Raw genomic sequence first — 17,907 nt, forward strand, 5'->3', positions numbered from 1 at the left:
CATTTGACTAACACAAAGTAAAGTGTATTATTTATTTTTTTCTTATTTTGCGTGTAATTTCGAGCAAATTTTGTGCTATTTTATCATATTCCATTCATTCTCCAAAATAGACATAAGAATATCGTCGGCATATTCTTCCCCGTCCAAAATTGCATCTCTGTGAATTCCTTCCACTTTAAATCCACTTTTTTCATACAAATGCATGGCTCTTTTATTGAAAGAATACACGTCCAATTCCAAACGATGTAAATTTAATTCTTCAAATGCAAAACGGACTGCCGTTTCAACTGCCCAGCCTCCGATTCCCTTTCCTCTTTCCGTCGGTTTAAAAATGCAAATGCGGTAGTTGGCGCTTCTCACATTCCAATCTATCTCATTAATCACACTCTCACCTACAATCTTTCCCTCCGGAGAGAAAATAAGAAAGTCGTATCTCTCATCATCAGTCAGACATTTTTCATAGAAAGAAATCACCTCTTCCCTTGTAAACTCTTCCTTACAGCCTGTAAATCGTGCAACTGTCTTATCCAGCGGATTAAAATTCTCGTCATAATATGCTTCCTTATCTTTCTCTTCTGCCAGTCTGATCAGATAACCGTCTTTTTCCCACATATGTTTCATCTTCTCACTCCTAACGAAACTCTTTTTCTATAGAAAAAGACACACCCGCAGATGTGTCTTTTTTCACCGTATATAATTGCTATTAGAATCTTCCTTCTTCTGCTGCTTCCTGAATAGAAACTGCAACTGCAACTGTCATACCAACCATTGGGTTGTTACCTGCACCGATAAGTCCCATCATTTCTACGTGAGCAGGTACTGACGAAGAACCTGCAAACTGAGCGTCAGAATGCATACGTCCCATAGTATCTGTCATACCGTATGAAGCAGGACCTGCAGCCATGTTATCCGGGTGAAGTGTACGTCCTGTACCACCGCCAGATGCTACTGAGAAGTATTTTTTACCCTGTTCGATACATTCTTTTTTGTATGTACCTGCTACCGGGTGCTGGAAACGTGTTGGGTTTGTTGAGTTACCTGTGATAGATACATCAACACCTTCTTTGTGCATGATTGCAACACCTTCTGTTACATCGTTAGCACCATAGCAGTTTACTTTAGAACGAAGTCCGTCAGAGTATGATTTTCTGAATACTTCTTTAACTTCTCCTGTGTAGTAATCCATCTCTGTCTCAACAAATGTAAATCCGTTGATTCTTGAGATAATCTGTGCTGCGTCTTTTCCAAGACCATTTAAAATAACACGTAATGGTTTTTTACGAACTTTGTTTGCTTTTTCAGCGATACCGATAGCACCTTCAGCAGCAGCGAATGATTCATGTCCTGCTAAGAATGCGAAACAATCTGTATCTTCTTCAAGTAACATTTTCCCTAAGTTACCATGTCCTAAACCAACTTTACGCTGGTCAGCAACTGAACCCGGAATACAGAAAGCCTGAAGACCTTCTCCGATTGCAGCAGCAGCGTCAGCAGCTCTTCTGCAGTCTTTTTTAATTGCGATTGCAGCACCTACAATGTAAGCCCAGCAAGCGTTTTCAAAACAGATTGGCTGAATTCCTTTAATCTGGTCATAAACATTAAGTCCAGCGTCTTTTGTGATTTTTTCTGCCTCTTCGATAGAAGCGATACCATAACTATTTAATACGCTATTGATTTTATCAATACGTCTTTCATATGATTCAAATAATGCCATTTTTACGTCCTCCTTCTCTTACTCTGCTCTTGGATCGATAATCTTAACAGCATCAGCAACACGACCATACTGTCCTTTTGCTTTTTCCCATGCTGTGTTAGGGTCATCGCCTTTTTTGATAAAGTCTGTTAATTTTCCAAGACTTACGAACTGGTATCCGATGATTTCATCGTTTTCATCTAAAGCGATACCTGTTACATAACCTTCAGCCATTTCAAGATAACGAGGTCCTTTTGCTAATGTTCCGTACATTGTACCAACCTGAGAACGAAGTCCTTTTCCTAAATCTTCAAGACCTGCTCCTACCGGAAGTCCATCTTCTGAGAATGCACTCTGTGTACGTCCGTAAACGATCTGTAAGAATAATTCTCTCATTGCTGTGTTGATGGCATCACAAACTAAGTCTGTGTTCAATGCTTCTAAGATTGTTTTTCCCGGAAGAATTTCAGAAGCCATTGCTGCTGAGTGAGTCATTCCTGAACAGCCGATAGTTTCTACCAATGCTTCCTGAATGATACCTTCTTTTACGTTTAATGTTAATTTACAGGCTCCCTGCTGAGGTGCACACCAGCCTACACCGTGTGTTAAACCTGAAATATCTTTTACTTCTTTTGCTTTTACCCATTTTGCTTCTTCTGGGATTGGAGCTGGTCCGTGATTAACGCCTTGAGCAACTGGACACATTGTTTGTACTTCATGTGAATAAATCATGATAAAACTCCTTTCAACTCTGTATGATTTTTTCTTTAACAGTGTTCGTTATATCTTTAACACCATATATGTCTTTATTTTCTCACAAACTTAACTTTTAGTCTATATCTTTTTCACATTTTTTTATAATTCGACAATCTACGCTATAGTTTGTCTTATTTTTATAAATCATTGTTGAATATGACTATACTGTTTTTATTGTTCCGGAAGACTGTCAAGAAACAGTTTTAATGCCTCCTCCACAGTCTCCGCACGGTTTTCTTCCCTCGTGCCTTTTAGCCGCAATTCTTTACTGTACACCTGCCCTAAAATATAGCAGGCAATATAAATCAGCCCGACCGGTTTATCCTTTGTCCCACCCGTAGGACCTGCAATTCCCGTTGTGCTGAGCGCCACCTCTGCGTTGGCAGTTGCCGCCGCCCCGACAGCCATTTCTTTAGCTGTCTCAGCGCTGACTGCACCATATTTTTCCAACGTATCGTGGCAAACATTTAAAATCTTTTCTTTCGCCTCATTCGAGTAAGTAATATGCCCCTCTTCATATACAGAGGACGCCCCTGACACATTTAAAATTCTTCCTGCCAGCAGTCCACCCGTGCATGATTCCGCAGTAGTAATTTTCCACTTTTTTTCCGTCAGTTTCTGCACGATAATTTCTTCTAAATCCATTTTACATACCACCCTGTGTCAATACCTGTTTATTTTTGGCAATATAGTCTATAAGGGAAATAATTGTGAGTGCAAGGGAAATATAAATCAATGCTGTTTCCACTGTAGCAAACACTCCGCCTAAGTCAATGATTAGGAAAATAATCATAAGCATTTGGAATGTTGTTTTAAATTTCCCCCAGTAACTCGCCGCAATAACAATACCATTATCGGAAGCCACAAGACGGAAACCGCTTATAATAAACTCGCGGCTGATGATAATAATGACAATCCATGCCTGAAGTCTCCCCATTTCAACTAAACAGATCATTGCCGCCCCGACGAGCAGTTTATCTGCAAGAGGATCCATAAACTTTCCAAAATTTGTAACTAAATTATATTTTCTTGCAATCTTTCCGTCCAATAAATCCGTGAGACTTGCCACAATAAATATACCGACTGCAATCCATTTACTTGCGTCACCCGCAATGCCTGTATTTAACATAAATACAACAAACGGAATAATCATTATCACTCTTATTACTGTCAACTTGTTTGGTAAATTCATTATACAATCTCTCCTATCAAATCATATTCTAATGCACCCGTCACTCTTACTTTTGCGAAATCTCCTGACATCAGTTCTTCCTCTGTGTTGACAAAGATAAGCCCGTCCACATTCGGTGCATCTTTGTATGTTCTTCCCACATAGGCATTTTCATCTGCCACTTTTCCTTCGATGAGAACAAGCACTTCTTTCCCGATCATATCTTCCGCCAGATCAAAAGCGATGTCCTGCTGCAGTTCCATCAACTCTGCCTGTCTGTCCTCTTTGACCTCTTCCTCTATTTGATTGTCCATAAGGGCAGCCGGAGTATCTTCCTCAGGAGAATATGTGAACACTCCCAGGCGGTCAAATTCCATCTCATCTACAAACTCCATCAATTCCTCATGCTGTTCCTTCGTTTCTCCCGGAAATCCTGTAATCAAAGTGGTGCGAAGAGTAATATCCGGAATTTCTTCCCTCAGTTTTCCAATGATTTCTTTCAACTGCGCTTTCGATGTGCGTCTTCCCATACGCTTTAATATCTCATCGCTGGCATGCTGGATAGGCAAATCCAAATAATGACAGATTTTCTTTTCCTCTTTCATTACCTGAATCAATTCGTCCGTAATCTCTTCCGGATAGCAATACAGAATACGAATCCACTGTATGCCGGAAACTTTACACAGTTCTTTCAATAATTTGTGTAAAGATTTTTCTCCGTAAATATCTTTTCCGTAGAGCGTTGTTTCCTGTGCAACTAAAATCAATTCTTTTACACCCTGTTCTGCCAGCCCTTCTGCTTCTTTTAAAAGTCTTTCCATAGGAACACTTCGGAAATTTCCACGTATCTTCGGAATAATACAATATGTGCAGTGTTTATCACACCCTTCTGCAATCTTCAGATAAGCGAAATGTCCTCCCGTTGTCACAAGACGATTTGACTGCACAAGAGGAAGAGCGTCAATGTCAGTCATCTCCACACAGTGCCTGCCTTCCAACGCCTCATCAATCGCCTCCAATATTTTATCATACGAAGTTGTACCGAGAACCGCATCTACCTCCGGAATCTCTTCGATAATTTCTTCTTTATACCTCTGCGCAAGACACCCGGTCACAATTAGCGCTTTCAGACGCCCCTCTTTTTTCAACTCTGCCATCTCTAAAATGTTTTGAATACTCTCTTCTTTCGCATCGTGAATAAAGCAGCACGTATTAATTACAATAACATCGGCTTCCATTTCATCATTGACCATCTGATGCCCCTTTGAAGCCAGCAATCCCAGCATTACTTCCGTATCTACCAGATTTTTATCGCACCCAAGTGAAATAAATAATATGTTCATTCGTTTTCTCCTCTATACCTAACAGGGCAGATACCTCCATGGCATCTGCCCTTTGCTTTTCTTATTGTTCTGAATCTTCTGCAATAATCTTAATCTTTCCATTGTTCAATTCATCAATGGCAATTGATAACGGTTTCTCTCCGTCTTTTGTATGAACTAAAGGTGTATCTCCGTCAATTAACTGTCTTGCTCTTTTAGATGTAGCAAGCACGATAGAATAACGGCTGTTTACAATCTTTGTTGCACCTTCCTCTACATCTTGGTTTACTACTTTCATCAAATCTGTATATGATGGGTGTAACATAATCTTATTCTCCTTTCGATTTTCCTTTTAATTCTTCTTCTATTTGATTCATAAAATCCTTGTTGCGAAATACTCTGTTATGTTCGCTCTGTATAATATTATGCGTTTCCTTCACGCAAATATCCAATTCATCATTTACGACAATATAGTCGTAAGCACTCATTATCTCCGCTTCTTCCGTAGCACGTTTCATGCGTGAAGCTATCACTTCCATTGTCTCTGTTCCACGCCCTACCAAACGTCTCTCCAGTTCCTTCGCACTTGGAGGAGTAACAAAAAGAAGCAGTGTATCAGGATACTTTTCTTTTACCTTTAACGCTCCCTGAATCTCTATCTCTAAGATAACATCTTTACCGGCTTCTAACTGTTCTTCAACATAAGCACGCGGAGTGCCATAATAATTACCTACATATCTAGCATACTCTATTAATTCATCTTTCGCAATCATTTTTTCAAACTCTTCAACAGTTTTAAAGAAATATTCTCTTCCATCTTCCTCTCCCTCACGCGCTTTTCTCGTTGTAGCCGATATAGATAACGCGTAGTTATCGTACTGCTTTAAAAGTTCTTTCATCAATGTTCCCTTGCCTGCTCCCGAAAAACCGGATACGACAATTAAAATACCTTTTCTCTTCATCTTTCTCTTCCTTTACTCGATATTTTGAATTTGCTCTCTCACTTTTTCTATGCCTGTTTTTAAATCAATCGCATAGTTAGACACTTCCAAATCATTTGCCTTAGACAAAATCGTATTTGCCTCACGGTTCATCTCCTGAGCAATAAAGTCAAGTTTTCTTCCGATCCCTTCCGTCTCTTCCAAAGTGTTTTTCATATGCTCAATATGGCTTCTAAGTCTGACCGTCTCCTCGTCCGTACAAATTTTATCTGCAAAAAGCACTACCTCGGAGGCAATTCTCGACTCCTCTATCTGCGTATCTGCCAACAGTTCGTTTACTTTCATCTCTAATTTTTCTCTATACTCAGCAACGATTTCCGGTGAGCGTTCTTCCACTTTATCCACAAGTAAAAGCATCTCGTCCAGTTTTGCAAGAAGGTCTTTCTTTAACGCTTCCCCCTCTGTAATTCTTGTGGAAACGAATTGCGAAAATGCTCCTTCAAGCGCTTTCTTAAGCACATTCCATAATTCTTCCTCATCAATCATCTGCTCTTCCATCGTAAGTACTTCCGGATAACGTGAAAGCGTGGATACCCGAATATCATTTTCCAAAGAAAATTTTTCTTCCATCTGTTTAAAATATTTCAAGTACTCTTCAGCCAATGTTTCATTATATTTTAAAGAAACCTGATTCTCTGAAAAGTCCTCATATGTAATAAAAATATCCACTTTCCCTCTCTGTGCGTATTTTTTCAACAGATTACGAATGGACGCTTCAAAAAAATTCAATTTTTTCGGCATACGGATATTCACATCTAAATATCTGTGATTTACCCCCTTTAATTCTACCGTAAATTTACGCTCCGCTTCAGAAATCTCACATCTTCCGAAACCTGTCATGCTTTTTATCATTCTATTACCCTCTTATCGTTTATTCTATTGCATTACTGTTTTCCATTATAATCTATTTGGAAAGTATCGTCAATTCATTTACTGATGAATAAAGTCATGCTATACTAAATCAGTAAATATTTAATTAACAGCAGAAAGGATTATACTTATGGCTTTCGATGGAATTACCATTTCAACTATTATACAGGAATTAAATACAACACTAAAAGACGGAAGAATCAACAAAATCGCGCAGCCGGAAGCCGATGAACTGCTTTTGACCATAAAGACGCCAACAGGGCAGAGAAGACTTTATATTTCGGCAAGTGCATCACTTCCTTTAATTTATCTGACAGACACAAATAAACCAAGTCCGATGACTGCGCCAAACTTCTGTATGCTTTTAAGAAAACATATAAATAACGGACGAATTACAAATATATATCAGCCAAAACTGGAGAGAATCATCTGTTTCGAGATTGAGCATTTGGACGAACTCGGCGACTTATGTAAAAAGCAATTGATTGTAGAAATTATGGGGAAACACAGCAACATCATTTTCTGCAACGATAAGGGAATGATTATCGACAGTATCAAACACGTTTCCGCACAAATGAGTTCTGTTCGTGAAGTTCTTCCGGGGCGCCCTTATTTTATTCCGGACACAATGGAGAGACATAACCCCCTCACCGTAACCGAAGAAGAATTTCGTACTATATTAACGGATAAACCGATGCCTCTTGGCAAGGCAGTTTATACTTCCTTTACGGGAATCAGCCCTATTGTCGCAGAGGAAATATGTCATTTATCAGGAATTCCTTCCGAGATAACACCGCGGGAGTTGTCAGATGATATGCTGCTGCATTTTTTCAATCAGTTTTCGCTCTATTTTGATTCGGTAAAAGAAAAAGATTTTCACCCTGCCATCTACTATCGGGGACAGGAACCCGTTGAATTTTCCTGCCTTCCTATTTCACATTACAGCCAATATGCGGTGAAATCTTTTGAATCCGTTTCCGAACTGCTGGAAACGTATTATTCCACAAAAAATACTATCACCCGTATCCGGCAGAAATCTTCCGACTTGCGCCGTGTCGTGCAGACTGCGTTGGAGAGAAACCGCAAAAAATACGCTTTACAGACAAAGCAGCTTCGGGATACGGAGAACCGTGAAAAATACAAAGTGTACGGTGAACTTCTCCACACTTATGGATATAATGTAGAAAAAGGTGCAAAACAGTTGGAAGCACTCAACTATTATACAAACGAGATGATTACCATTCCGCTTGACACAACGAAAACACCGATGGAAAATGCACAGAAATATTTCGACAAATACAATAAACAAAAGCGTACTTTTGAGGCGCTGAGTGAACTTATCGAAGAGACAAAAGATGATATCACTTATCTGGAATCGGTGAGCAACGCTCTTGATATCGCATTAAGCGAAAATGATCTTCTGCAGATTAAAGAAGAGTTAATTGAGTCAGGATATGTAAGACGAAAGTTTACGAAAAAAAAGGTGAAAATCACAAACAAACCGCTTCACTATATTTCCAGTGACGGTTTCCATATTTATGTAGGAAAAAACAATATGCAGAACGAAGAACTAACCTTTCATTTCGCCGTCGGAAACGACTGGTGGTTCCACGCAAAAGGTGTTCCCGGTTCTCATGTCATCGTAAAGACAAATGGCGAAGAACTTCCTGACCGCACTTTCGAGGAAGCGGGACGACTCGCCGCTTATTATTCTAAAAACCGTGGAAATGAAAAAGTGGAAATTGATTATATTGAGAAAAAACATGTGAAAAAACCGGCACAGGCAAAACCGGGATTTGTTATCTATCATACAAACTATTCCCTTATCATTGATTCCGATATATCAAAAATGGAGCAGGTTTAAAACCCGCTCCGTTTTCTTTTTAATGTCCTGCCCAGTATCCTTTTAATAATGTTCCGCCTGATGTACTCTGTCCCTCAGGATATGCTGTTGCTTCAAAAGCATAATCTTTAAATCCCTTTACCATTGAGAAACAGCCACGCATTTTATAAGTATTTCCCGGATAGAATTTTTCTTCATCGCTTCGTACTTTCATCTCTGTAACGCTTCCAAGACCAATATATGTCTGTGTTCCGTCTGCACTAGGAACTCCGCCGCCTTTTACATTTTTAGCAGTAAAACTGATGTCAGGCTCTACCATTCCGTAATCCGGAGCCGGAAATTCTTTTGGAACCATTACCTCGTAATCAAATACACATAACTCTACATCTGAAGGCAATTTCATCTGATTTACATCGATTTTTCTTGTGCCAAACTGGTTATGCTGCTGAATTGCCTGATTTACATAGTTAGCGTCCTCGCTCATCGTTGTAACTTTGTTTATTCTTACATAAACCGTGTGATACACTTTATCTTCTGTAGCATAGCGTGTTGTCTTTACCCATTTATTCAATGGTGCAGGAGATGTAATTGTTGTGTTTGTCATATCAACTGCATCTGATACATTCGTATTTGCGCTTCCGCTGCTGCTCTGATTATCATCATCTTTTTCATTAGATTCAAAATCGTCATCGTCAAGATCTAAACCGCTTCCAAATCCTTCCGTCTCTTTTAAGACATCTTTCGGCACTTCAATTTCTTTCACTTTGTTAAAATCATCATAACTTACTTCCAGTTTGAATTTTTCAATATCCATTCCTGTTGTTTCACTCATTTTGCCGAAAATTTCTTTCATACCCAATGTGATTTTTGCAGGAAGAATTTTGTCTTTGTAAATACTCAGTGTACAAGGTACTTTTATATCCTCATCTTCACCTGAAAGATATTTATCTAAGTCCGCCTCTTTAGACATATCACTGCTCAACATATATTCCATAATTTCTGAACTGACTTTACCTTTCAATTCAAAACATTCTTTGTCGTTTACTTTCACAAGGTCTTCACTTAATTTAAACTTTTCAAAAGATTCTCCAAACTCGTCAAATAAATCTGTTGACGCTTTTGTCATTTCATCTTCATCTATTTTTTCTTTTTTCCATTTCCCTTCCTGATTGATGTAATTGATGTAATCATCATCTTCTTTTACCACATAACTTTCCACCTCAGTGGAAGCGCTCTGTCCCATGATTTTCATGCCGACTTCGCCTTCTGTATGACTTTCACCTGTTTTCATAATGGTTTCTGCTTCCATTTCTATGTTCATCTCAGCAGTCTGCCCTTCTTGTGACATTTCCATGTTTAAAACCATGTTAGCCTCTGTTGATTTTATATCTTTCAACTTCTTGTTCATATCTGTCAGCAAAGATTCCGGAGTTGCCTTTTTACCGCAACCTGCTGCCATTGCCATTACCATCATTGCCACAATTCCCAATGTGGCTAATTTCTTCATTCTTTTCTTCATAATCCTCGTCCTCCTTTGACTATTTTGTGATATGGATAACTCCCAACCAATAAGTACCCTGCAATTGATTATTTCCAAGTCCGGTTACAACCTGACCTGCAATTTGTTTAAATTCTTCTTCCGTAAGTCCGTAGTCCGTTCTAAGCGTCGCTTTTCCATTCGTTCCCACTTCTTTTGTCAGGGAATTTGCAATTGCATTTTTTTCAAAATATTTATTATTGATGTGGTAGTATTCTTTTTTATCTTCTTTTGCCGTATAATCTGCAATCGCAGAATTTACTAAGTATTTATCATCTTCCACAAGAACTCTGTCTGCCTCTGCATTCGGCAGGTTCAACAAAGCATTATATAAAATTTCGTTGTCATTGTTAGTAGGATCTACAATCTGCCACTGTCCGTCAACTTTTACTTTGTTCCATGCATGTGGAAGATTTCCTTCCAAATATCCCGTTACAACAATACATTCCAACCCTGCTTCCTGTGCGAGAAGTTTGTATGCGCCTGCATAACTTGCACATACACCGTTCTTGTTGATTAACACACCATACGGTGTAAACGAATCGTTAAACTCTTTATCCACTTTCCTGAAATTATTCTTTTCTGCATTTTTCAGCGCATTATCGTCATATTTGGCAATTTCACAGAGGTAGTTATTTAGTGCAATCTCTTTTTCCAGTTCCGTCATGCCGTCTTTAACGACTTCCTTCACTACCCGTTTCACTTCTTTTACGATTTCTTCCTGTTTCTTCCTCATCACTTCCGGGGAATCATCATATTTTACAACAAGATAATCTCCCGCAATAGAAGCACTTCTCACTCCCAGCGCAAGCGGATTCTGATAAGTCGCTTCCTGCCATGCGTCCAGTAACTGTGACTGATCTTTTGCCTCCTTAAAATCAGACAAATCAATCATGGTATTTCCTGCAACCATATTTCTTCCGATATATTCACTCAGTGCGGAAGTTGCCGTAATATCGTAATCAGTTGCATAAATATCTTCCTCGGACTTTTTCTCTTTCTCATCTTCCACTTCAAACTTGGCATCTGTACGTCCGCCTTTTGTACGAAGTGTATCCTGTCTTTCTTTCAGCGCCTTTAAATCTGCTTTTACCGTCGCCTTATCATACTGTTCCACTACGGCCACATCTTTAAACGGCGTTCCCTCAATCTGATACGGAATTTTTACAATGTCGACCTGAACGTTCTTCAAATCAGACATATCTTCCTTCTCATATTGTCCCCATGTCTCCGTCTTTTCTTTCGCATTTTCTATATCATATGTAATCAGTTTCTGAACGAGACGCCCGTCACACATTGTTACCCACGCATAAGACGGAAGTTCGTTAAAACTTTTTGCGTATCGTGAGCCTTCCTCTTCTCTCGACTTCTTTCCTTCAACATTGCTTGCTATCATCTTAGCCAGTTGATGTTTGCTGAAAGAATCACTAATGGCAGAAGTCCCGTCTTCATTTACTGCCACAACACAGTATTTCTGTTCCTTTAAATCACGGTCAGTAACAACAGGCCCTGTTCCCTGTCCGTACTTGTCTACAACCCATTTTTCATTTCTGGATACCTCTGCAACGGTAAATGTATTGAACATAACATTGCTGTCCGGTGACCACGATGTCTTATCCGTTATTCCTCTCGTCATTCCTACCATACTGTAACCGTGTTCTTCATCATAATCATACTGAACGACATAGTAGGCTTTCGCTCCCTTTATTTTCTCCCAGTAAAATTCAGGTTTTCCTTCTTCGTTGACTCTGAATTTTACTTCCGGCGCTTTCTTTATTTCATGCTTGATTGTAAACGGAGTGACAATCGGTTTTTCTAATTTTTCTCCATTTTTAGGATTCACATAAAGCGCCATATAGTATTGAGATAAATTTCCCCAATCCTCAAACTCATCTTTGTCAAAGAGAACATTGGAAACTTTATCATATCCGAAAATCAGGTCCTTCTGTTCTTCCACCTGTTTTGATGTTACGCTGATTTGTGCCGTAGACCAGCGTGGAGGTTTAATTTTCAACATCTGTGATTCTGCGTCCCACTCAAAATGCGTTCCGACTCTCTGTGTCAATTCAGGATCCTGATAAACCGCTACCAGTTCCGTATAATTTTTAAATTGTCCGTTTTTAATATCAAATCCAAACTGAACCGGAATCTTTTCATTTCTTTTAACATCTTCTATCGTGTCTTTATAGATGTATTTCTCAGAGTCCGCATATTTCTCTTTTATCTTTGCCGATAACTGTTTTGATGTTGTCATCTGTGCTTTGGTTTTGCCTGCATCTTTATTACTTTTTTGCTCTGTCCGGCAGCCTGTCAACAGTAATGAAAACGTCAATATCGCACAACAGATACTTGTTACTTTTCTTCTCTTCATAAGCACTTCCTCCTTGCTTTATAACAATAATACCCCGGCACTTTGAAAAAGGTTACAGGATTTTCTCTAAAAATGTAAGAAATTCTTTTTCAGTTATATTTTTACCGTAAATATAAAAATAATTGTCTCCCTTTTCGTAAGCGGCGTAATAATTGTCCGTCCCCTTCTCTTTGCAAATATAAATGCTTTTCCCATGTATTTTGCTCGGTTTCACTTTCAGCACCGCTTCAGGTATATCTTCTTTCCCCTCCAATTCTTCCCACTCAATTTTTGTTGTTTTCTCGCTTTCGCCGTCCTGCCTTCCTCCAAGCGAAAGTCCTGTCTCCCAATCGGAAGTTTCTTCAAAGGAAACATTCTGTATATCTATATTTGTCCTTATCTTCCCTATATAGAAATATCCGCCTAAAACCGTTATACAGATGCAGGCTGCAACTGCCGTTCCAATCCAAATCGGCTTCTTAGGCTTTTTCTTTGTCTGATTTACCTCCGCTTCCATTTGTTTCCTTGTTCTCTCTATTAAATCTTTGGGAGCATGAATGTTATCTATCTCACGTCTATACTGTTCCTGCATATTCAACTTCTCCTTTCAGGTAGTTTCTAAGCATATCTCTCGCTCTTGACAGCCTTGTTTTTACCGCTGTCTCCGACTGTTCAAGAATTGTGCTGATTTCTTTGACGGAGTATTCTTCATAGTAGAACAAATGGATAACCGTCCGATAATTTTCCGGCAGTTTCTGCACCGCTGCCGTAACACTTTCATCTTTCTCTTCCATCTCATAGGATTCTTCCACATCGTATTCCAAAGATGCCCTATGTCTGTTCCACGCACTGTCAAACTGCTTTTTACAGCAATTCACCGTCACTTTAATAAGCCATGCCTTCAGATGTTCCTCACTGGAAATCTTGTCCGCATTTTTAACAAGTCTTAAAAATACTTCCTGAAACACGTCCTCCGCATCTGCCTTATTTTTCATATGAATAATGGCCAATCTGTACACCATGTCTGCATATTGTTCCAATACCTGTTCCGCACAGAAATCAACCTGTCTGCCCTGTCCTACCATAGAAGCCTCCTCATTCACATTTTTCTCTTTTGTAATAATGGTATTATACTTAATTTCAACATTATATACAACAAATTTTTCTTTTTATATGTTTTTTGTGCAATATCACCTTAATAGTTTCCTAAAATCCGCAAATTCCTTGTTTCATCACGCAATCCGCGAATGGCATTTTTCACCGAAGAATCTGCCATATTTCCTTCGAAGTCCACAAAAAAGCGGTATTCCCAGTTTCTATCTTCTATAGGTCTGGACTCTATCTTTGTCATATTCAAGTCGTTGTAAATAAAATGGGAAAGCAAGTGGTATAACGAACCGCTCTCGTGCGGAATTTCAAAGCACATACTTATTTTTTTCGCCCCTTCCAAAAAGACTTTCTGGTTCGTCACAATAATAAATCTTGTCGAATTGTTTTCACTGTGATTGATGGACTGCGCCAAAACTTCCAAACCGTACAATTCTGCTGCATATTCACTACAGATTGCCGCCTCGGTACGTTTTCCCGACTCCAATACCTTTTTTGCCGCCACTGCCGTATTTTCCACGCTTATCTGCTGCCAGTTTCTGTGTTCTGCCAGAAATTTCTCACTCTGCATCAATCCCTGTGGGTGTGAGTAAACTCTTTCTATATCTGAAAATGTCGTCCCCGGAATTCCGGCAAGTGCATGCCGGATAGGAATGACAACTTCACCGACAATATAATTTTCAAATTCTACAAGTAAATCATATACCTGACTGACTGCTCCCGCCGATGAATTTTCAATCGGAAGAACCGCAAAGTCCGCTGAGCCTTCTTCTATCGCCTCCATCGCATCTCGAAATGTGTCCACATGGAAAACATTTTCTCCGTCACCGAAATACTTCCTAAGCGCCTCCTGACTGTATGCACCGTTCATTCCCTGAAAAACAAGTCTTGCATTTTTGCTATCCAACTCTTTCAATGCAACAAAGGCAGTTTTTCCATACACGCCATTCTCTCCCAGAATCTGATACTGTAATTTTCTGCTCATGGACATAATCTGCTCGAATAACTCCCGTATACCTTTTTTGTTTCTTTCATTCGATGCCTTCTCGCTTAAAACAGCAAGTTTTTCTTCCTCACGCTTTCTATCATATACCTTTTTTCCCGTCTTCAACTTGTCATTTCCTACCTGCTCACACAATTCCATTCGCCTTTCATAAAGGGCCAAAATCTGTGCATCTATATCGTCCAATTGTTCTCTTATTTCCTGTAATGACATATGTCCCACCTCTTTTTATTTATTATTTGATTATTATAATATACATCGGGTTTAAAATCTATCTTTTACGGCAATACTTTCCCTATGAAAAATAAATTTATCTTATGTGGAACAGTCGGCTGGTGCATGGAAATCATCTTTACTTCCATACATTCATTATGCCGCAAAGATCCAAAACTGATTGGAAAAACATCTATCTGGATGTTTCCCATTTATAGTCTGGCAGGGTTTCTATCCCCACTTTGCAGATTTCTCAAAAGAAAAAGCATACTGATTCGAGGTGGTATTTATACGTTTTGCATTTTCTTCTGCGAATTTTTGACAGGCTCTCTTCTAAAGAAATATGATGCCTGTCCGTGGGATTACACTGATGCCAAATTAAATATTAAAGGGCTAATTCGTTTGGACTATGCTCCCCTTTGGTTTGGGGTCGGACTTCTATACGAAAAACTTTTGAACAGATAGAAACAGGACAGGAAATTTTTCATAATTCCTGTCCTGACCTGTTGAAAATCTTTTTATTTTATTATATGATATATAAAACTTTTCACATAGGAGGAACATTATCATGAACACTGTGGAATGTATCAAATCTCGAAGAAGCATTCGCAAATATAAATCCGATAAAGTGGATCACTCTTTATTGGAATCAATTATTTCCACTGCTTCTTATTCTCCCTCTTGGAAGAATACACAGATTACACGCTACATAGCGATTGAAGACACATCTATCATCAACAAAATCGTCACCGATTTCACCCCAGAATATAATGCAAATACAATTCGGCAAGTACCAATGTTAATTGCAGTGACAATGGTAACGGGTCGCTGCGGTTTTGAGCGGGACGGTTCATTTACGACAAAGAAAGGCGACCGCTGGCAAATGTTTGATGTAGGTGTTTCCTGTCAGTCTTTTTGTCTTGCAGCACACGATGCAGGACTTGGTACGGTTATTATGGGAATTTTCGATGAGGACGGTGTAACCGAGTTACTGGATATTCCGGAAGGGCAGGAATTGGTTGCTCTTATCGCTATCGGTTATCCTGACATTGAACCTGTCGTTCCAAAGAGAAAAAGTGTCGAAGATTTATTAACATACAAGTAGGAGGAATTTATGAAACATTTATTAAACCCATTGGATTTATCCGTAGAGGAAATTGATGAAATTTTAGATTTGGCAAATGACATCGAGGCTCACCCTGAAAAATATGCCCATGCTTGCGAAGGGAAAAAACTTGCCACTTTATTCTACGAGCCAAGTACAAGAACAAGATTAAGCCACGAGGCAGCTATGATGAATTTAGGTGGAAATGTACTCGGATTTTCTTCTGCTGATTCCAGTTCCGCTACAAAAGGAGAAAGCGTATCAGACACAATCCGAATGATTGCCTGCTATGCCGATATCTGTGCCATGCGTCACCCAAAAGAAGGTGCTCCTATGGTTGCAAGCCAGCACTCTACTATTCCGATTATCAACGCAGGGGACGGCGGACATCAGCACCCTACACAGACATTAACAGATTTACTTACTATCCGCTCCGAAAAAGGACGTTTACACGACATCACTATCGGACTTTGCGGTGACTTAAAATTCGGACGTACGGTACACTCTTTAATTCATGCACTTGTGCGCTACGAAAATGTGAAATTTGTACTGATTTCTCCTGAAGAACTCAGACTTCCAAGTTATATCCGCAAAGATGTTTTGGACAAACACAATATACCCTACAAAGAAGTGGTACGCTTGGAGGACGCTATGGGCGAACTGGATTTACTCTATATGACTCGTGTGCAGAAAGAACGTTTCTTCAACGAAGAAGACTATGTCCGCATGAAAGATTTCTATATTTTGGACGCTGCAAAAATGGCATTGGCAAAAGACGATATGCTCGTTCTTCACCCGCTTCCAAGGGTAAATGAAATTGCTGTTGAAGTGGACAAAGACCCTCGTGCCATTTATTTCAAACAGGCACAGTATGGCGTATATGTCCGTATGGCATTAATTTTAACATTGCTGGAAATCAAAGTTTCTTAAAAACGATAAGGAGAACCATTATGACAAAGAATACACTTAACGTAAGTTCCATTGAAGAAGGTTTCGTACTCGACCATATCCAAGCAGGAAAAAGTATGGATATTTACCGTTACTTAAAATTAGATAAACTAGACTGTTGTGTTGCCATTATCAAAAACGCAAAAAGCAGTAAAATGGGCAAAAAAGATATTATGAAAATCGAATGTCCGATTGATATTATTGATTTAGATATTTTAAGTTTTATCGACCACAATATTACAATCAACATTATTCAGAATGATAAAGTTGTTGAGAAAAAACGTTTGGAACTTCCAAAAGAAATCACAAACGTAATCAAATGTAAAAACCCTCGCTGTATCACTTCTATCGAACAGGAACTTGACCATGTTTTTGTTCTGACAGATGAGGAAACACAGGAATACCGTTGTAAATACTGTGAAGAAAAATATCATAGAAAATAATACAAAAATAGAAGTTATAAAGTTTTTTCCCGCTTTATAACTTCTATTTTTACTTTACTGTTCTTTTACCAATCTGTAATTTGTAAAATAGTATTCTTTAAACTGGTTATCCAGCCATTCCTCTTCTCCCGTTTTTAAATCGACTTTACCGATTTTACCGTTGAATTTATATAAATACTCGCTCGCTTCGTCTAAATAGAAAACTTTATCCAATCGTTCCAAGCCCTTTACTTTCTCCGTCTTATCTTCCTTCAGATTATAACGATATACGCTGTCTCCGTTCACATCTGACTGAACTCCAAACAAGATGTCGTTTTTATTTGCGACAAGTCCGTTAGACTGTGGCATCTTTTGTTCAAACAAATATTTTACTTTACCGTTTTCATACTGATAATAGTAAAACGGTATTTCTAATTCTTTACCTTCCGAATGGTTTTCCGCACTGTGTACTGGTCAAGCTTTTTGGTAACACTTTGTTCGGAAATCATGCTCTATATCGAAACTCCATTGGTGTCATATAGTTATTCGTTGAATGAGGTCTCACA

General features: G+C 39.0%; 20 protein-coding genes. 5 read left to right on the forward strand and 15 right to left on the reverse strand.

All coding sequences use genetic code 11. From position 1 onward, the window contains the following. Positions 1-75: 75 nt before the first annotated feature. The 9 genes from ACYQ35_RS10175 to ACYQ35_RS10215 form a co-directional block, all read right to left on the reverse strand. The gene (locus ACYQ35_RS10175; protein ID WP_459833076.1) at positions 76-621 is read right to left on the reverse strand and encodes a GNAT family N-acetyltransferase; all 546 of its coding nucleotides are present in this window, start codon (positions 619-621) and stop codon (positions 76-78) included. Between the two features lie 82 nt (positions 622-703). After that, positions 704-1,714: a GGGtGRT protein gene (locus ACYQ35_RS10180; protein ID WP_009460932.1), complete on the reverse strand. Its 1,011-nt coding sequence runs from the start codon at positions 1,712-1,714 to the stop codon at positions 704-706. An 18-nt stretch (positions 1,715-1,732) separates the two neighbouring features. After that, complete coding sequence (locus ACYQ35_RS10185) at positions 1,733-2,425, reverse strand: iron-sulfur cluster assembly scaffold protein (RefSeq protein ID WP_009460931.1); 693 nt, start codon at positions 2,423-2,425, stop codon at positions 1,733-1,735. A gap of 195 nt (positions 2,426-2,620) precedes the next feature. After that, on the reverse strand, positions 2,621-3,094 hold the full coding sequence (locus tag ACYQ35_RS10190) for a CinA family protein (RefSeq protein ID WP_009460930.1): 474 nt from the start codon (positions 3,092-3,094) through the stop codon (positions 2,621-2,623). A gap of 1 nt (position 3,095) precedes the next feature. After that, positions 3,096-3,641: a CDP-diacylglycerol--glycerol-3-phosphate 3-phosphatidyltransferase gene (gene pgsA, locus ACYQ35_RS10195; protein WP_009460929.1), complete on the reverse strand. Its 546-nt coding sequence runs from the start codon at positions 3,639-3,641 to the stop codon at positions 3,096-3,098. Next, positions 3,641-4,963: a 30S ribosomal protein S12 methylthiotransferase RimO gene (gene rimO, locus ACYQ35_RS10200; RefSeq protein WP_009460928.1), complete on the reverse strand. Its 1,323-nt coding sequence runs from the start codon at positions 4,961-4,963 to the stop codon at positions 3,641-3,643. Before rimO ends, pgsA begins: the two co-directional genes overlap by 1 nt. Positions 4,964-5,024: 61 nt before the next feature. After that, complete coding sequence (gene rpoZ / locus ACYQ35_RS10205) at positions 5,025-5,267, reverse strand: DNA-directed RNA polymerase subunit omega (protein WP_009460927.1); 243 nt, start codon at positions 5,265-5,267, stop codon at positions 5,025-5,027. Between the two features lie 4 nt (positions 5,268-5,271). Further along, a complete protein-coding gene (gmk, locus tag ACYQ35_RS10210) occupies positions 5,272-5,904 on the reverse strand; it encodes a guanylate kinase (RefSeq protein ID WP_009460926.1) in 633 nt (210 codons plus the stop codon). Between the two features lie 12 nt (positions 5,905-5,916). Next, positions 5,917-6,795: a YicC/YloC family endoribonuclease gene (locus ACYQ35_RS10215; RefSeq protein ID WP_009460925.1), complete on the reverse strand. Its 879-nt coding sequence runs from the start codon at positions 6,793-6,795 to the stop codon at positions 5,917-5,919. Positions 6,796-6,943: 148 nt separating this feature from the next. Here ACYQ35_RS10215 and ACYQ35_RS10220 point away from each other — a divergent pair, with 148 nt between their 5' ends. Continuing rightward, positions 6,944-8,677 carry an Rqc2 family fibronectin-binding protein gene (locus tag ACYQ35_RS10220; RefSeq protein ID WP_009460924.1) on the forward strand — a complete coding sequence of 578 codons (1,734 nt, stop codon included), beginning with the start codon at positions 6,944-6,946 and terminating at the stop codon, positions 8,675-8,677. Positions 8,678-8,696: 19 nt separating this feature from the next. Here ACYQ35_RS10220 and ACYQ35_RS10225 read toward each other — a convergent pair whose 3' ends face one another. The 5 genes from ACYQ35_RS10225 to pheA form a co-directional block, all read right to left on the reverse strand. Further along, positions 8,697-10,175, reverse strand: a complete 1,479-nt coding sequence (locus ACYQ35_RS10225) for a DUF6612 family protein (RefSeq protein WP_459833092.1) — start codon at positions 10,173-10,175, stop codon at positions 8,697-8,699. A gap of 19 nt (positions 10,176-10,194) precedes the next feature. Next, the gene (locus ACYQ35_RS10230; RefSeq protein WP_459833096.1) at positions 10,195-12,564 is read right to left on the reverse strand and encodes a transglutaminase domain-containing protein; all 2,370 of its coding nucleotides are present in this window, start codon (positions 12,562-12,564) and stop codon (positions 10,195-10,197) included. A gap of 52 nt (positions 12,565-12,616) precedes the next feature. Beyond that, positions 12,617-13,135 (reverse strand): DUF4367 domain-containing protein, encoded by a 519-nt coding sequence (locus ACYQ35_RS10235; RefSeq protein ID WP_009460921.1) that lies wholly within the window; start codon positions 13,133-13,135, stop codon positions 12,617-12,619. After that, complete coding sequence (locus ACYQ35_RS10240; protein WP_009460920.1) at positions 13,119-13,628, reverse strand: RNA polymerase sigma factor; 510 nt, start codon at positions 13,626-13,628, stop codon at positions 13,119-13,121. The genes ACYQ35_RS10235 and ACYQ35_RS10240 overlap by 17 nt, the downstream gene beginning before the upstream one ends. A 110-nt stretch (positions 13,629-13,738) precedes the next feature. Next, positions 13,739-14,866, reverse strand: a complete 1,128-nt coding sequence (gene pheA / locus ACYQ35_RS10245) for a prephenate dehydratase (RefSeq protein WP_009460919.1) — start codon at positions 14,864-14,866, stop codon at positions 13,739-13,741. Positions 14,867-14,950: 84 nt separating this feature from the next. Between pheA and ACYQ35_RS10250 the strand changes: the two genes are divergently transcribed. The 4 genes from ACYQ35_RS10250 (at position 14,951) to ACYQ35_RS10265 (ending at position 17,362) form a co-directional block, all read left to right on the forward strand. Continuing rightward, positions 14,951-15,331 carry a putative ABC transporter permease gene (locus ACYQ35_RS10250; protein WP_459833106.1) on the forward strand — a complete coding sequence of 127 codons (381 nt, stop codon included), beginning with the start codon at positions 14,951-14,953 and terminating at the stop codon, positions 15,329-15,331. Between the two features lie 103 nt (positions 15,332-15,434). Further along, positions 15,435-15,971, forward strand: coding sequence for a nitroreductase family protein (locus tag ACYQ35_RS10255; protein WP_009460918.1), 537 nt, complete (start codon positions 15,435-15,437; stop codon positions 15,969-15,971). A 9-nt stretch (positions 15,972-15,980) separates the two neighbouring features. Continuing rightward, on the forward strand, positions 15,981-16,901 hold the full coding sequence (pyrB, locus tag ACYQ35_RS10260) for an aspartate carbamoyltransferase (RefSeq protein WP_009460917.1): 921 nt from the start codon (positions 15,981-15,983) through the stop codon (positions 16,899-16,901). 20 nt (positions 16,902-16,921) lie between these two features. Continuing rightward, on the forward strand, positions 16,922-17,362 hold the full coding sequence (locus tag ACYQ35_RS10265; protein WP_009460916.1) for an aspartate carbamoyltransferase regulatory subunit: 441 nt from the start codon (positions 16,922-16,924) through the stop codon (positions 17,360-17,362). 54 nt (positions 17,363-17,416) lie between these two features. On the opposite strand, the gene ACYQ35_RS10270 is transcribed toward ACYQ35_RS10265, so the two are convergent. Beyond that, entirely contained in the window at positions 17,417-17,725 is a 309-nt protein-coding gene (locus ACYQ35_RS10270; protein WP_459833112.1) for a hypothetical protein, read from the reverse strand. Positions 17,726-17,907: the final 182 nt, after the last annotated feature.

It is taken from the genome of Faecalimonas hominis (assembly GCF_054660755.1).

Excerpts from the sequence above, each read along its gene's own strand:
- ACYQ35_RS10265 (WP_009460916.1), top strand. The coding sequence starts at position 16,922 with ATGACAAAGAATACACTTAACGTAAGTTCCATTGAAGAAGGTTTCGTA.
- gmk (WP_009460926.1), bottom strand. The coding sequence starts at position 5,904 with ATGAAGAGAAAAGGTATTTTAATTGTCGTATCCGGTTTTTCGGGAGCA.
- pgsA (WP_009460929.1), bottom strand. The coding sequence starts at position 3,641 with ATGAATTTACCAAACAAGTTGACAGTAATAAGAGTGATAATGATTATT.
- ACYQ35_RS10215 (WP_009460925.1), bottom strand. The coding sequence starts at position 6,795 with ATGATAAAAAGCATGACAGGTTTCGGAAGATGTGAGATTTCTGAAGCG.
- rimO (WP_009460928.1), bottom strand. The coding sequence starts at position 4,963 with ATGAACATATTATTTATTTCACTTGGGTGCGATAAAAATCTGGTAGAT.
- pheA (WP_009460919.1), bottom strand. The coding sequence starts at position 14,866 with ATGTCATTACAGGAAATAAGAGAACAATTGGACGATATAGATGCACAG.
- ACYQ35_RS10250 (WP_459833106.1), top strand. The coding sequence starts at position 14,951 with ATGAAAAATAAATTTATCTTATGTGGAACAGTCGGCTGGTGCATGGAA.
- ACYQ35_RS10240 (WP_009460920.1), bottom strand. The coding sequence starts at position 13,628 with ATGGTAGGACAGGGCAGACAGGTTGATTTCTGTGCGGAACAGGTATTG.
- ACYQ35_RS10175 (WP_459833076.1), bottom strand. The coding sequence starts at position 621 with ATGAAACATATGTGGGAAAAAGACGGTTATCTGATCAGACTGGCAGAA.
- ACYQ35_RS10225 (WP_459833092.1), bottom strand. The coding sequence starts at position 10,175 with ATGAAGAAAAGAATGAAGAAATTAGCCACATTGGGAATTGTGGCAATG.
- ACYQ35_RS10190 (WP_009460930.1), bottom strand. The coding sequence starts at position 3,094 with ATGGATTTAGAAGAAATTATCGTGCAGAAACTGACGGAAAAAAAGTGG.
- ACYQ35_RS10185 (WP_009460931.1), bottom strand. The coding sequence starts at position 2,425 with ATGATTTATTCACATGAAGTACAAACAATGTGTCCAGTTGCTCAAGGC.
- rpoZ (WP_009460927.1), bottom strand. The coding sequence starts at position 5,267 with ATGTTACACCCATCATATACAGATTTGATGAAAGTAGTAAACCAAGAT.
- ACYQ35_RS10255 (WP_009460918.1), top strand. The coding sequence starts at position 15,435 with ATGAACACTGTGGAATGTATCAAATCTCGAAGAAGCATTCGCAAATAT.
- ACYQ35_RS10220 (WP_009460924.1), top strand. The coding sequence starts at position 6,944 with ATGGCTTTCGATGGAATTACCATTTCAACTATTATACAGGAATTAAAT.
- ACYQ35_RS10235 (WP_009460921.1), bottom strand. The coding sequence starts at position 13,135 with ATGCAGGAACAGTATAGACGTGAGATAGATAACATTCATGCTCCCAAA.
- ACYQ35_RS10230 (WP_459833096.1), bottom strand. The coding sequence starts at position 12,564 with ATGAAGAGAAGAAAAGTAACAAGTATCTGTTGTGCGATATTGACGTTT.
- pyrB (WP_009460917.1), top strand. The coding sequence starts at position 15,981 with ATGAAACATTTATTAAACCCATTGGATTTATCCGTAGAGGAAATTGAT.
- ACYQ35_RS10180 (WP_009460932.1), bottom strand. The coding sequence starts at position 1,714 with ATGGCATTATTTGAATCATATGAAAGACGTATTGATAAAATCAATAGC.